We start from the raw sequence: 14647 nt of genomic DNA, 5'->3' as shown, positions 1-14647 counted from the left end.
AACCATGTTACAAGTATTGTCGAGCGTTATGGACGCATTTGGTGCATCGATTGTCGTTCCATTTGTCATTTTCATTATTGCCATGTTCTTAAAGGTAAAACCTAAGCGAGCCTTTCAAGCGGCTTTAAATGCCGGCATCGGGTTGACCGGCTTCAATATGTTGATTGGTGCTTATACTCCTATTGTAACTCCAGTGGTGAACCGGATGGTAGAACATACCGGAGTGAACCTGCGGATTTTAGATACCGGCTGGCAGGCAACGAGCGTGGTGGCTTACTCTACCCAAGTGGGAATGATCTTCTTAGGTGTAGGTTTATTAATCCAAGTTCTGCTTTTCCTATTAAAATTCACCAATATTTTTATGGCGTCGGATTTATGGAACAACTATTCATTCATGCTTTGGGGATCCATGCTGTATATTGTAACGAACAATCTAATCTTATCCATCGGCTTAATGCTGTTAGCAAATCTATTTACACTATTGTTTACAGAAGTTGTGGCGAAACGTTGGAGCAATTATTATGGTTATCCAGGAACCACGATTTCAGCGCCACATGATGTGACTCAGGTGCCATATGCAATTGTCATGGATTGGATTTTGAACAAGCTGGGGGCTGACAAGATCAAATGGAACCCAGAAAATGTCCAAAAACGTTTAGGCTTCTTAGGTGAACCAGTAACGCTTGGATTAGTTCTAGGTTTACTGTTAGGTATGGCGGGGAATTTTATGCGCTTAAGCGAGCTGGCTGCATGGGGTGAAATCGCTAGTGTAGGAATCGCAACCGCAGCTATTATGGCTATTTTCCCTAAAATTGCTGGGATTTTTGCTTCAGCCTTCACCAGCATTACCGACGCAACCAAGAAATCCGCAAAGAGCTCCGGCAAAGGCCGAGAATGGTATTTGGCAATTAATGATGCTGCCGGCTACGGAGAACCTGCAACGCTCTTAACAGGTCTATTGTTGATTCCAATTATTTTGATCCTAGCAATTGTTTTACCTGGAAACGAAACCTTACCGATGGTGGATTTGATTGCGATTCCGTATATTATTCAACCAATTATTGCGATTTCTAAAGGCAACATTTTTAAATCCCTAATTTCGGGAACCATTATTTTGTCAGTCAATCTGTATATCATTACAGCAGTTGCACCAATATTTACCGAAGTGGCTAAAAGTGTCGGCGTGTCCATCCCAGAAGGCGCATTATTGATTGCCAGCTTTGTTGTATTGGGAAATTATTTCTTGGGATCGTTGTTCCTAATTTTCCTGACACAAAATCCCCTATTTATTGGCTTGGCCGTTGCTGTCTATATTGTATTGTTTATCGTAGTAAAAATGAAAAAAGAAAGTATTGTGGGCTATTTAGAACAAGCTGGTGAAATTAAAGAGCTGGAGCCGGTTGATACTAAACAAGAAGTATAAAGGAGTATTGGATCATGAAAGTTGTAGTAATTGGAGATGCATTAGTCAAAAGTGAAACCCTGATCGAAGCAGTTAAAGAAATGTCCTTTGCCAAAGACCAAGTGTTGGATATCGCGGTGTATGAATGGTATTCAACCTTAAGCAAGGACGAGTTTCAGGAACATATATTAGCCATTGAACGAGGTGGCCCTGAAGCAGTTGAGATTCCAGCGGGGATATTAGTCGATTTAGCCGAGGCAGATTATTTATTTTGCCATTATGCCCCCATATCAAAGGCGATGCTGGAGGCCGGAAAAAATCTGAAGCTGATTGGCACCTGCCGAGGGGGAACGGAAAATGTTCATCTAGAGACAGTAAGGAAGTTAAACATTCCCTTCCTGCATGTCATTCGCAATGCAGAACCAGTGGCAGATTTCACTGTTGGATTGATGTATGCCGAAACACGCAATATTGCTCGCGCGCATGCAGCAATTAAAGCAGGCAAATGGGAGAAAAGCTTTGCAAATGATCCTTACAAAACAATATTGCCTAATCTAACTGTTGGGATTGCCGGTGCTGGATATATTGGAAAGCAAGTAATTGAACGACTGAATGGGCTCAAAGTTCCCGTAATGGTCTATGACCCCTTTGTAAATCAACAACGAATAGAAGAGGAAGGGTTGAAGGTCACGTTTGTTTCAGAGCTTGAGGAGCTGTTTAGTCAGGCCGATATTATCTCCTTGCATATGCGGGTAACAGAAGAAACCAAGCACATGGTGAATCACCGCTATTTGAAATTAATGAAGCCTAGCAGTTATCTCATTAATACAGCAAGAGCTGATTTAGTCTGCAAAGAAGATTTACTAGACGTATTGGCCGCCAAGAAAATTGCTGGAGCAGCACTAGATGTCAGCTGGACAGAGCCGATTGATGCAGAAGATCCATTGCTAAAGCTAGATAATGTGACACTAACGCCGCATATTGCCGGCGATACAGTCGATGCTATTCCTCGGTCTCCGTTTTTGTTAAGAAAAGTAGTCAATGAGTATTTAGACAAAGGCTACAGTGATATGGAAGTCCGGTAATTCATAAGCTAGGATAAAGTCTCGCAGACTTTATCCCAGCTTGTTGCTGTTTTGGAGGTGATTTGTAATGAAAGATGAAGCACTTGATATGTTAACGGAAATTGTCCGTTCACCAGGCATTGACCTGAAGAGTCTGCAAAAAAAGCTGACCATGGATGCAGTCAAAAGTGAGTCTACACTAAAGAAAATCAACGTAATGCTTGAGGAACATACCTATCCTCCCGTTGTCAGAAAAAACAAGCAATTATGGGTCAGTTTAGATTTAGAAGAACTAGAACAATTGGAACAGCTAGTGGAAACCGAACAGCTGTATGCCTTAAGCCGCAAGACTCGGTTGATTCTAATAATCCTTATAATTTTTACTCAAAAACAGACATCGCTAAAATCATTGGCAAATCAGCTATATGTCAGTAAGAACACGATTGTGAATGATTTAGCCGTGCTCAAAGAGGATTTAATGCAGGAAAACATCCAAATAGGTTATTCCAGAAAAGAAGGCTATTACTTTTTAGGCAAAGAAATCGCCATACGAATTATGATTATCCGTCAGCTGCACTTTTTAATCGATGGAAAAGCGCAGGAAAAATTACTAGTTACGTATACGGACATTGAACTAACTGAATTATACGAAGAAAAAGAAAAGCTGTTTAAGCTGGAGAAATTACTACATACACAATTTTCGAATCGCCAATTAATGCTGCTTTACTTGTTGATTCCTTTACTAAAATTACGCGCCACAAATTATCAGGAAATATCTACCAGAGAGTATCAAGAAATTATTCAAATTATCGCAGCTTCAGATTATCAGCGAATTATTCAGGCAATGAAGAGTTCGAAGTTATACAGCGAGGCATCTGAAAACGAGAAGGCTTTTTTAGTGATTCAATTGCTAAGTGCGAATGTTATTAAAAGCCGCGGTGAAGAAATGCCGCAATTAGGAGAAGTGATTGATGCAGTGATTGAACGCTTCGAACGACGATCCGTAATTTTTTTCGAAGACCGAAAACGATTAAAGCAAATGCTGTATCAGCATCTTGGACCAGCGATCTATCGAATGAAATACGGTATTCCCTACGAAGATCATGATATAGAACCCATTATCAAAGAATACCAAGGCGTTTTCCCGATGGCGAAACAAGCTCTGCGTCCCTTGGAAAATTATTACCAAATTCAGTTTACAGAAATAGAAACCGTCTATGTAGGACTGATTTTTCAAAGCTTCTTGACTCAAGGACATTTAATGAAACAGCAGCAACGAGTTCGTGCTATGGTGGTATGTGAGAACGGGGTGTCTGTTTCAAACCTGCTATACGAGACACTCAGTCAATGCTTTCCCATGATTGATTTTGTTTGCAACATTTCAGCTCGTGAATTCTATGAGAATCCCTTAGTCTATAAAGATATAGCCGTTGTCTTTTCGACGATTTATCTGCGAACCACTAAGAAAATCTTTGTCGTATCTCCTTTACTTACCCAAGAGGATCGACAGCGCCTAATCCGGATAGTTAATAAGGAACTCTACAATAGAGATCAAGGAATTAATGTAGAAGACATTTTGACTTTGGTCAAAAAGGAAGTGTCCTTGCCGGATGAAGAAAAGCTTCGGGCACGATTAAATGAATACTTTAATCTGCCAAAGAAGCAAGAGCTAGTCACAATGGATTCCAAATTCCATCGTTTATTGCCAGAAGAGCGGATTAAACTTTCTAAGCGGCAGTTTTCATTCGACGAGGCAATTCAATGTGTTGCTGAACCATTGCTTAGAGATAACTTGATTCAGCAATCCTTCGTGGACAAGATCATCGAAAAATATGATGAACGATTCCCTTATTTTGTCATCGCACCAGGAATAGCGATTCCACACGCAGGCTTCAATGACGGAGTGAACGAGTTGGGTTTTAGTCTATTGAAGCTGGATCATCCAGTACGATTTTCTAGTAAGCTGTCGGTTCGTGTTCTTTTAATGATCGCACCCGTAGATAATTACCTTCACCAAACAGCGGTACAAGCATTCTACAACTGTATGCTGAAGGAGGATTATCGAGAAGAGCTTTTCGGTTTACAAACAGCTGCAGAGATAAAGCAATTTTTTCAGAGAACTATTCAATAGGTAAAATCGATCAACCAGCAGGGATAACTTGCTGGTTTTTTTGAGGGGAGAATACGCTATCCATCAATTTCACGTGCAAAAATCCTAAGCAGCTGTCTGTATCACGTCAGTTTCTCAGGAACAGCAAATAAAATCATTCATAATCATTTATCTGCTAAATTGTAAATTAAGAATCATTCATCCCCAACCAACCCACCTTCGCAATGCTTTCAAGGCATAGTACCCCCTCAAAATAAGCATTGGCAGTAGAACAAATTCTCGGGTAAGTTTACTTAATAGAAGGATTAGCTAAATAATCCTTAAAGGTTTTAGAACCGAGAAATTTAATATGCTTTAGGAGAATGGAAAAATGAACAAAAAGAGTTTCCCGTTAATTGGTTTATTGTCTGCCGCTCTTGTTATTGCTTCTGCACCAGCTATTTCAGCAAATATTCCAGCAATCAGTGCGGCTTTCCCCCATATTTCGGCAACGAACATCAGCTTATTTACTACGATACCTTCACTATTTTTGATAGTAGGTGTCTTTCTTACCACAATCGTAGAACAAAAGATCGGTAAGAAAAAAACTATTCTAACAGGTCTATTAATGGTAGGAGTTTTCGGAAGTTTGCCCTTCTGGTACAGTCAGTCCTTTTGGGTATTGTTTGCTTCTAGATGTCTTTTAGGAATAGGGATAGGGCTATTCAATCGTCTCGTTATCCAAATGATCGGTTTATTGTATCAGCGACACCCTGCAAAGAAGGCTCGTGCACTAGGACTAGAAAGTGCTTTTGAAGGGTTAGGCGGTATCTTAATGACGGTTACGGTGGGCCAGTTGGTTAAAATATCCTGGCAATGGTCCTTTATCGTTTATGGTTTAGCCTTTTTAGGCTTTCTATTGATTTTCTTATTTGTACCGGATAAGGAAGCGACTACTCAGCCGAACCAAATAGGTAATCAAACCAAGGTACCACAAGAGACCAGAAAGAAGATGGTTAAGTTAGCCTTGCTGCTATTTCTAATCGTTACCTTTTTTATCATCTACAACCTTCAGATTACACCGTTGTTAATTGAACAAGGCATCGGCAATGCCACACAAGGCAGTAATATGATTGCGGCTATTTCCATCGGTGCCTTTACAGCGGGCAATCTTTTTGGCAAAACCTATAGCTGGTTAAAAAATTATATTGTACCGATTGCTGCGGCCACTGCAGGCTGCTGTATATTTATCACTACCATTTCATCAGCTGTTTGGGTATCTCTGATTTGTTCCGCTGGACTAGGTTTTTCTTTTCGCAATATCATGCCCTACTTTAACCATTTATATACAGCAGGGAATGAAGCAAGCAGTAAATTTGGTACCACCGTGGTATTGATCGCCTATAATTTAGGCTCCACCTTATCACCTTATGCAATTAAAATCTTCGACAGTGTATCTACTGATAGTCAACCCTCTGTCTTATTAACGTTTGTAGCTGCAGGATTCATTGGCATTGGCTTGATTACCTTGGTTTTCAATAAGAAACTATTCGGATCAATTGAAGCATAGGGACTCAAACGAATCGATGAAAACTTCTTTTTAATTCTCAAAAACACGTTCAATTTCAACACCTTTAAAGTTGAAATCTTCAAAAGAATTATAAAAAAATGATAAAAACTTGACCATTATCCCAGAAATGATATAATCAATCGGCCAATGTTGTTTAATGATTGGTTCTAAGGGTGATATATCAATAGATAATTACCTTATTGAAAATTATTATGATGAATTTTACAAAGTATTGTAAATTTAATCGAAGGGATGAACAATGATTACTAATTTGAAAGAAAAAACGGTACTTGCAAGAGTAATTATGTATGAAGAGTGTGAAGAGATAGGCTGCGACATAGAATATAGTGAATTTGAATCGGGAAATGATTTGTTTGAGAATCCAACTGCAGGTTTGTCATGGTTTGTAGAGGGAGTAAGTGTTGAGCAGTACAACCAAACATATTGGTTAGAGGCTTTAGTTGAAGGAATTGAAGTATTTTTGACAAAAGATCACTTATTTGCTGATGCTAGTAAGCTAGTTATCGATATCATTCAGCTACCGTCAGATATTTTACCAGAACTACCCTTATATCCAGTGGATAACATTGAGGTATTCCTAAAGAAAAGAATTAAAGATAAGAGAATACAAAATTTAGAGATTAGTTTTTTTGGTTGATAGCACAATCATTATTCTATGAAACTACACAGTTATCAAAGTAATAATTACACTTCAGAAGACAAAAGATAAAATTTAACGGCAATACCAAACACCGACCTTAAACAAGCCACTAATTCATTGGCTTGTTTTTTTAATTCAAGAATACGAGTTATTATCTGGAAACAGTGGAAGAATAAGGGGAAGAGAATTCGTTTCTTGGTTCAGTTAGGAATATCAGAAGAAGAGACAACAATTGACACTATAGTCTAATTAGAGTATATTGTTCACATCAAAGAAACAGAGGTGCAAAAATTGAAATCAATTTTATTAATTGGACAATCTAATATGGCTGGACGTGGCTTTTTACATGACGTTTCGCCAATCTATAACGAAAACATCGTCATGCTCCGGAATGGACGTTGGCAGATGATGGCAGAGCCTATCCATAATGATCGCGAAGTCGCTGGGGTTGGACCAGGGGCATCCTTTGCTGCCGCATGGTCACAGGATCATCCTGGAGAAAAAATCGGCTTGATTCCTTGTGCCGAGGGTGGCAGTTCTATCGATGAATGGGCACCGGATCAAATGATATTGCGCCATGCAATTTCTGAAGCACGCTTTGCACTAGAGACAAGTGAATTAATCGGAGTCTTATGGCACCAAGGGGAAAGCGACAGTTTAGATGGTCGTTATGTAGAATATGCTCAAAAATTGCAGACTGTCTTTTCGTATATTCGGGAACAACTTGGGGTACCCAATGTTCCAATTATTGTTGGGCAATTACCTGATTTTCTTGGAAAAAGCGGTTTTGGATTAAGTGCAACAGAATTTACAGAGATTAATCGAGAAATGGCCAAAGTCGTAGCGGCAGATGAGCAGGCCTATTTAGTCAGTGCAGAAAATTTAGCTTCAAATCCTGACGGTATTCATATTAATGCAGAATCACAGCGAAGGTTTGGTTTGCGCTATTATGAAGCTTACGCCAAGCAAAAGGATGTATTGCACGCTCTCGACAACGAAGAGGAAAAGCTAAGCAGCATTTATGCACGACCAGCGACAAAGAATGAAAAAATTTATTTATTAAGCCGCGATTTTGCTTTTGGGAAGATGGATTATCAGCAATTTATCGAAGAAATCACAAAAATCACACAGTAAAGGAAGTGAGTAACAGTGATTCCGCTGTTGATTTTAGGATTATTAAAGGAAAAGCCTCAATCGTACGGATATGAGTTATTGGTAGAAATGAAGAAGAACTATTTCCAGTATTTTGTTCGCTTTACGCAAGGATCCTTTTACTACAATATTCAACAATTGGAAGAAAAAGGCTTGATTCAAAAGGTAATGATGGAAGAAGAACAAAATGAAAAAGAAAAAAATCGCTATGTGTTGACTCCAGCTGGCGAAGAAGAATTTGAGCGATTATTCAAAAAATATGGAAATAAAAATGAACCAATTACCTTCCCTTTTTATACGCCTATGCTGTTTGTTGACCAAGTTGACAGCGAAGAGAAGGAACAGCTGTTAACGAGTCAAATCCAGCAAACTCAAGAAAAAATTCGACTGATTGATCTTGCACTAGAGGAACCAAACGAGTTACGCCAGAACTTTAGCGAAATGCTGAAGAATTCCAAGCGACATCATGAAGTCAATCTAGTATGGTTTCAAGAGCAACTAGAAAAAGACCAATGACATTGTTATGAGAATGTCAGTAATTTTAAATGCGGTCAAAAACAATGTGTTCCGAGAAGCACAGAAACAAGAGAACTCAATATCTTAGAATTATTCACTATTCTAAGATATTGGGTTCTTGCTGATTTAGGTTAGGATGCTCCTAGACAGGGGCAGAGGAGACATCAGTTTTGAGTCATTTACTATCAATACTGTCAAAACTACTTATTTTTTTGTCTATTGAATCTCAGTTATTTCTAAACATCTTTTTTATAACTAATCGTCAGGATCAAAATAGTAACTTCTTTATGATTTTATCTGTCGATCATCAATAACACTAAAACCCGTAGTTATGACAGATGAGTCAAACGCAAGGCACTAAGGAATTTAGCAATTTTTGATGTTATCTTTGCTTTAAAATAGTATGAAATAAGTTAAGTCGACAGAAATGACCGAATTAGCCCTGTTGTTACAGTGCTAATTCTATGCGGAATCCAAATCTAAAACAAGGGAATATAAAGACAGGTAGGTTTGGTAGCGAATTGAAAGCCCATTTGTTCGCTAATGCAAAAATAATTCACATTGGTTACTAGAATGAGTGGAGCTGGACAAAATTATAGAAAAGTATGATGAACGGTTCCCTTGCTTCGCCATCGAACTAGGAGTAGCGATTCCGCAAAAGAAAAGGGTGTTAAAAAGCGTAAAAATTGATTCTTATGTCTTTTATTTTTTTAATAGAGGAACCTTCAAAATAATTCGTTACACTGCATCTTTCTCACGGGCTAAAATTAGTTAGTAATTATTTCTCATATTTGAAAGCGATATCCATATTTTCGTTCGTATGTTAGTATCAAAAGCATAGGTATTAAAGAATGGAGAAGGTGGTGGCTGTAAATGAGTGAAATCATCAGCTATTTAGATACCCAAAGTACTATTCAACTAATAACGAAAGCTCGTCTTGTTCAAAAGGATCTTAGGAAGACTGATGTTCTTTATTTAATGAAGGGGAAAGCTGAGCTGCAAATTGATGAAGCGGATTATGAAATGCGGGCAGACGATATTGTAATTGTGAATAAACACGAGAGCTATCAGCTTGTGACCAGTGATGAGGATAGTCTGCTTTTTTACTTTTCAATCTCAGATTTTCTATTATCACAGGCACTTGAAACTGGAGTGATCAGCTTTGATTGTAATTCAATCAAAGAGCCGGGAAAAAATTATCAATCAACTCGTGAATTGATTATTGAAATCATCGATTTATTATTGTTTGAAAATGATCGGACTAATTTTTTACAGATCAGTAAGGTTTATCGCTTGCTGAACGAGCTTAGCAGCTTGTTTATCGAGTATAGTTCATTAGGGATTCATCAGGATAAACGGATTCAGCAGATCACCCGATTTATCAAAGAACGGTATTATGACAATATCACCTTAGCTGAGTTAGCTGAGCTGGTACATATGGATACCGCTTATTTTTCTAAGTTTTTTAAAAAGAATCTGGGAACGAATTTCAAAGATTATTTGAGTCATATTCGGATGCAACATGCGGTGAGAGATTTGCTGGAAACGGATAAATCGATCACTCGCATTGCCATCGACAATGGTTTCTTTAGTGTCAATGGCTTTAATAAGAAGTTCAAGGATCATTTTCAATTGACACCTTCCCAGTATCGCAGTCAAAATGAAACTCAAAAAGCTGCGCCGGTAACGGAATTAGATCAAAAGGTGAAACGGGCTTTTAGTAAGTTCAAGGAAAAACAGCTGACGAAAGATACCGCGAAAAAGTCTTATCTGAATCTGGATATTGAAGGGTTGGAGCCGACACCGATTAAAGAAACTTGGAGCAAGGTATTAAATATTGGGGAAGCCGAGATTGTCTTGAACAGTAATCTTCGACACCATCTGTTGATTTTGCAGCGAGACCTGTGCTTTAAATATGGCAGAGTCTGGGGAGTCTTTAATAAAACTTTGCTTGGAGACTCGTTGAATGTCTATGAGATGATTGATGAAGTGCTAGATTCCCTGTTGGAGCTAGGTCTTACTCCTTGGTTGAGTCTTAACAAGTTGATTGGCACATTTAAGGAAAGCAATTATCCTGACGGAGTATGGGAGGAGGCATTGAATAATTTTTGTCGTCATATCTTAAACCGTTATGGGCGAAAAGAAGTTGAAACTTGGGTGATTGAGATTGTCGCTAGTGATCCTGAAGATAAGGATTTAGTTGCTCAGTATCGACAGTTCTATCAGATAACTACAAATATATTTCGAACGCTGGTACCTAAAATAACAATTGGTGGCGGGAGTTTTATTTTGTCAAATAAGCTTGATTTGGTAAATTTTCTGCATAATGATTTAGCAGATTGCTCGTTTGATTTTTATTCCTTTGTGGTATTTCCTTATTCTAATCGGATGGTGCGGGAGAAACGTAATTATCAGCGAATCACTGATCCTGATTTTCTATTGAACAAAGTAAAAAAGATCAAGGAGATACCTTTATCGAAGCCGGTTTTTATTATTGAATGGAGTAATACCGTTTCCCGCAGCAATCTTTTGAATGATCATTTGTATAAGGGAGCGTTTATTGTTAAAAGTATCATCGATATTTTTGATCAAGTGGAGGGCTTAGGTTATTGGTTAGGGACCGACCTTGCTCAAAAAACGTCGAAACCATCCTCCTTATTAAGCGGCGGGAATGGATTGCTTACTCGAAGTGGTTTGTATAAACCTGCAATGCATGCAATGAAGTTGTTCGATCAGTTAAAAGGCTTGAAATTTCTTTACAAAGACGAGGAGCGGCTGGTTTGCGCACTGGATGGGGAAGAGCTGTTTGTCCTAGGTCATCATTATATTCATCCCAACAGCCTGTATTTCTTAAAAGACGAAGCACATCTTAAAAAGACCGAGTTGGCTAATTTCTTTGAACCGGAAGAAGTTGAAGAAGAGCTGTTATTCTCAAATATTCCAAACGGTGATTATGAGCTGCGAATTTTTTCCTGCTTAGAAAATCATGGAGATTTGTTTGGACTCTGGCAGAAATTCAATTTCAACAAAAATCTTCGTTCATCGGATCTCGACTATTTAGATAAGAAAAATACCCATTTACTAACGTTAGAGGAAGTCCACGTAACGCAAAATCGTCTGGTTGTAAAGAAACAATTGACAAGCAATGAGTTCTATTCAATCAATATAAAGAGAAGACAATAAATTAAAAAGACAAAAATGAGCAGATCATTTTTGTCTTTTTTTTATACTCGAAAGAAAAAGGCAAAAAATGGCTAATAAGAAAAACAAAAATCTGAATTCTTCTTTTCGGAAAGCGCTTTATACTTCAATCATAGAAAAGAAACAGGTGTCAGTTCCGCTTTTCACAGAAACATAGAGTAAGAGAACAAGATAAGTTTTAATAACCGGAAAAAAGTAACTGCGGTATAGCGGAATGATATCCGACGTGAGGATCAAAATCATTTTTCGAACTTTGAAAAATGACTACATTAATACGAAACAGGAGTTGGAAAGCATGAAATTAGGAATTGTGAGTGCCATTTTTGATCAAAGCGATTATCAAGAGATGATCGATATCGTCGCGAGCAACGGTCTCGACTGTGTAGAGGTTGCTTGTTGGCCCCAAGAGAAAGCGACAAGAAGATATGCTGGTGTTTCCCATATTGATGTTGCCAATTTAACTAAAGAAAAGGCGGAAGAGATTTTAACCTATGCTGCAAATAAAAAGGTCGAGATTTCGGCACTGGCTTACTATCCGAACCCGCTAGATGAGGATCTGCAAAAACGTCAAACAGCAATCGATCATCTATATCGTTTGATTGATGCGGCCAAGCTTATGAAGATCAATCTAGTCACGACGTTTATTGGACGAATGCAGACGAAATCTGTCTCAGAAAATTTAGTCGAGATGGAAAAGGTTTGGAAGCCGATTCTGAATTATGCCGAAGAAGCAGGAGTAAAGATCGGCATTGAAAATTGTCCGATGCTCTTTACTGAAGATGAATGGCCAGGTGGTCAGAACTTGATGACGACACCAGCGATTTGGCGAGAGATTTTTTCTCGTTTAGACAGCGAGGCGCTTGGATTGAACTATGATCCTTCGCATTTTGTTTGGCAACAAATCGATTATCTAGCACCGCTTTATGAGTTCAAGGACAAGATTTTCCACGTTCACTACAAAGACATCAAGCTTTATCCAGAGAAATTGAAGGATGTGGGCGTCATGGCAACACCTTTAGCTTACATGAGTCCGAAGCTGCCTGGGCTAGGCGATGTTGATTGGGGAAAATACGTTTCTGCTCTGACAGATATCGGCTTTGATGGTTATAGCTGTATTGAGGTAGAAGATAAAGCCTTTGAAAAGAATTACGAAGATGTCAAAAAATCTGTGACATTAAGTACTAAGTATCTGCGGAATTTTGTGATTTAGAAAGATGGAGGGTAAAACATGTTTGCGATGCGAATGAAACTAAATGAAGAGATCATCAAGCAAGACTCCTTCAAAAGTATCTATATTAATGGAAGAAAAAATGGATTTTCATTTGATGTTCAACTGGCTTATTACCGTGGTCACTATCTATCAGATATTGATTTGATCGAAGTTTATGTTGATGGTGAAAAAATACCCGATGAAGCAGTGACCTTCGAATTAAATGGCAAAGAGCTGCCGTTATACAAATTGAAATATGCAGTGACGGAATTCTGGAGTCAGGTTGATTTGGCTAAGATACGTGTACTTATGCCTAGTGGAATATCTGGCGAGCATGAGGTCGAGCTGAAATTGATGCTGCGGATTCCATACATGCAAATTGGTCCTGAACATAGCTTCATGCCGCTGGATTCAGGGGAGAAAGTTAGCGTTTCGTTAGGGGGAGAGTGAGATGAGCACAGTGAAATTAGGCGCGACATTATTTTGTTACGGAACAGAGTACGCCCGATATGAATACGATTTTGAAGAGTGCGTCAAACAGGCGGCTTTAGCTGGCGCGACAGGGTATGAGATCGTCGGCACACAAATGCTGCCGAGCTATCCGAATGTCAGCGATGAGTTTTTAGGATTGGTTCAACGACTTAAGGCGAAATATGGCATCGGTCCAGTTGGCTATGGAGCCAATAATGATAAGGGCATGATGCATGATCGTAATCTAACCGATGATGAAATGCTGGCGGATACGATCATTGACCTAAAAGCCGCACATAAGTTGGGCTGTAAAGTGATGCGTTCGCAATATATGTTGTCACCAGAAGCCTTTGAACGATTAGCACCTTATGCGGAACTTTACGATGTTCGAGTGGGGATCGAGATTCACAACCCAGAATCACCGCTGTCTCCGTTAATGAGACGGTATTTAGAGGTAATCAAGAAAACCAATTCGAAGCATTTAGGCTTTGTCCCAGATTTTGGCTGTTTTGCGATTGCACCAAATAAGGCTCATTGGATCAAGGCTTTGGAAGCTGGAGTTGCCGAGGAACATCTGGAAATGGCAGCGGAGATGCGTTATCAAGGGGTTCCTTTGGAGGAAGCTAGAGAAGACTTGCTGGCAAAAGGCGCACATCCAGCGATCAATGCCGCATTACAAGGCATGTATGGCTTTGTTCAGTTCAAACCAAAGAGTGAATTATCGAGAATGCTGGAAGAGTTGAAAGAAATCCTGCCATATAGCTTTGAGCTGCATGGAAAGTTCCATTATTTAGGGGAAGATTTGGTCGAACCAAGTATTCCGTATCCTGAGATTCTCGAAGTCATAAAAGCCTCAGATTTTGACGGTTATCTGATTTGTGAGTATGAGGATGAGTTGTACTGCGGCGGTACTGAATTCACGAAACGCCAACTTTCAATGGCGAAAAGCTTACTGGAAGTGACGGAATGATCACGAAGCAAAGAATCAAGCAGTTTTATGAAGAATTCTTCAACCAGCAGCAGCTTTCTGTTGCAGAGGATTTGATCGCGGAAGATTATCGTCAGCATAATCCGGGGGTGGATCAAGGCAGAGATGGACTGATCAAAGCGTTTAAAGCGAAATTTGATTCAAATGAATACTTTCATTTAGAAGTCGATCGGATTGTGTTAGACGAAGAGTATGCGGCAGTTTTTTTAAGAAGTGTCGATGAACAGCAAAACACAAAGGCCCACGTAGTTGATTTGTATCGAATTTCCGACGATCAATTCGTTGAGCATTGGGATTATTTTGATAGGAAGAGGAGGAAATGA

The 14647-nt window shown here is 39.1% G+C and carries 12 protein-coding genes; all 12 read left to right on the top strand.

Features of this window, described 5'->3' with window-relative positions:
- The first annotated feature begins 4 nt into the window (after positions 1 to 4).
- Complete coding sequence (locus tag I588_RS12740) at positions 5 to 1423, top strand: PTS galactitol transporter subunit IIC (RefSeq protein ID WP_010759158.1); 1419 nt, start codon at positions 5 to 7, stop codon at positions 1421 to 1423.
- 14 nt (positions 1424 to 1437) lie between these two features.
- A complete protein-coding gene (locus I588_RS12735; RefSeq protein WP_010759157.1) occupies positions 1438 to 2487 on the top strand; it encodes a 2-hydroxyacid dehydrogenase in 1050 nt (349 codons plus the stop codon).
- A gap of 67 nt (positions 2488 to 2554) precedes the next feature.
- Complete coding sequence (locus I588_RS12730) at positions 2555 to 4597, top strand: BglG family transcription antiterminator (RefSeq protein ID WP_010759156.1); 2043 nt, start codon at positions 2555 to 2557, stop codon at positions 4595 to 4597.
- Between the two features lie 349 nt (positions 4598 to 4946).
- The gene (locus tag I588_RS12725) at positions 4947 to 6125 is read left to right on the top strand and encodes an MFS transporter (RefSeq protein ID WP_010759155.1); all 1179 of its coding nucleotides are present in this window, start codon (positions 4947 to 4949) and stop codon (positions 6123 to 6125) included.
- Positions 6126 to 6384: 259 nt separating this feature from the next.
- Complete coding sequence (locus I588_RS12720; protein WP_010759154.1) at positions 6385 to 6783, top strand: hypothetical protein; 399 nt, start codon at positions 6385 to 6387, stop codon at positions 6781 to 6783.
- Between the two features lie 294 nt (positions 6784 to 7077).
- Positions 7078 to 7920, top strand: coding sequence for a sialate O-acetylesterase (locus tag I588_RS12715; protein ID WP_010759153.1), 843 nt, complete (start codon positions 7078 to 7080; stop codon positions 7918 to 7920).
- A gap of 15 nt (positions 7921 to 7935) precedes the next feature.
- Complete coding sequence (locus I588_RS12710; protein WP_010759152.1) at positions 7936 to 8454, top strand: PadR family transcriptional regulator; 519 nt, start codon at positions 7936 to 7938, stop codon at positions 8452 to 8454.
- A gap of 873 nt (positions 8455 to 9327) precedes the next feature.
- Positions 9328 to 11637 carry a GH39 family glycosyl hydrolase gene (locus I588_RS12705; protein ID WP_010759151.1) on the top strand — a complete coding sequence of 770 codons (2310 nt, stop codon included), beginning with the start codon at positions 9328 to 9330 and terminating at the stop codon, positions 11635 to 11637.
- Between the two features lie 313 nt (positions 11638 to 11950).
- Positions 11951 to 12865 carry a sugar phosphate isomerase/epimerase family protein gene (locus I588_RS12700; protein WP_010759150.1) on the top strand — a complete coding sequence of 305 codons (915 nt, stop codon included), beginning with the start codon at positions 11951 to 11953 and terminating at the stop codon, positions 12863 to 12865.
- Positions 12866 to 12883: 18 nt separating this feature from the next.
- On the top strand, positions 12884 to 13315 hold the full coding sequence (locus I588_RS12695; protein ID WP_010759149.1) for a C-glycoside deglycosidase beta subunit domain-containing protein: 432 nt from the start codon (positions 12884 to 12886) through the stop codon (positions 13313 to 13315).
- Position 13316: 1 nt separating this feature from the next.
- Entirely contained in the window at positions 13317 to 14306 is a 990-nt protein-coding gene (locus I588_RS12690; protein WP_010759148.1) for a sugar phosphate isomerase/epimerase family protein, read from the top strand.
- On the top strand, positions 14303 to 14647 hold the full coding sequence (locus tag I588_RS12685; protein ID WP_010759147.1) for a nuclear transport factor 2 family protein: 345 nt from the start codon (positions 14303 to 14305) through the stop codon (positions 14645 to 14647). Before I588_RS12690 ends, I588_RS12685 begins: the two co-directional genes overlap by 4 nt.

Source organism: Enterococcus pallens ATCC BAA-351 (assembly GCF_000407485.1).
GTDB lineage: Bacteria > Bacillota > Bacilli > Lactobacillales > Enterococcaceae > Enterococcus_A > Enterococcus_A pallens.
This window is presented reverse-complemented; position numbering and strand designations above follow the sequence as displayed.

Excerpts from the sequence above, each read along its gene's own strand:
- I588_RS12690 (WP_010759148.1), top strand. The coding sequence starts at position 13,317 with ATGAGCACAGTGAAATTAGGCGCGACATTATTTTGTTACGGAACAGAG.
- I588_RS12685 (WP_010759147.1), top strand. The coding sequence starts at position 14,303 with ATGATCACGAAGCAAAGAATCAAGCAGTTTTATGAAGAATTCTTCAAC.
- I588_RS12705 (WP_010759151.1), top strand. The coding sequence starts at position 9,328 with ATGAGTGAAATCATCAGCTATTTAGATACCCAAAGTACTATTCAACTA.
- I588_RS12700 (WP_010759150.1), top strand. The coding sequence starts at position 11,951 with ATGAAATTAGGAATTGTGAGTGCCATTTTTGATCAAAGCGATTATCAA.
- I588_RS12720 (WP_010759154.1), top strand. The coding sequence starts at position 6,385 with ATGATTACTAATTTGAAAGAAAAAACGGTACTTGCAAGAGTAATTATG.
- I588_RS12695 (WP_010759149.1), top strand. The coding sequence starts at position 12,884 with ATGTTTGCGATGCGAATGAAACTAAATGAAGAGATCATCAAGCAAGAC.
- I588_RS12725 (WP_010759155.1), top strand. The coding sequence starts at position 4,947 with ATGAACAAAAAGAGTTTCCCGTTAATTGGTTTATTGTCTGCCGCTCTT.
- I588_RS12735 (WP_010759157.1), top strand. The coding sequence starts at position 1,438 with ATGAAAGTTGTAGTAATTGGAGATGCATTAGTCAAAAGTGAAACCCTG.
- I588_RS12730 (WP_010759156.1), top strand. The coding sequence starts at position 2,555 with ATGAAAGATGAAGCACTTGATATGTTAACGGAAATTGTCCGTTCACCA.
- I588_RS12740 (WP_010759158.1), top strand. The coding sequence starts at position 5 with ATGTTACAAGTATTGTCGAGCGTTATGGACGCATTTGGTGCATCGATT.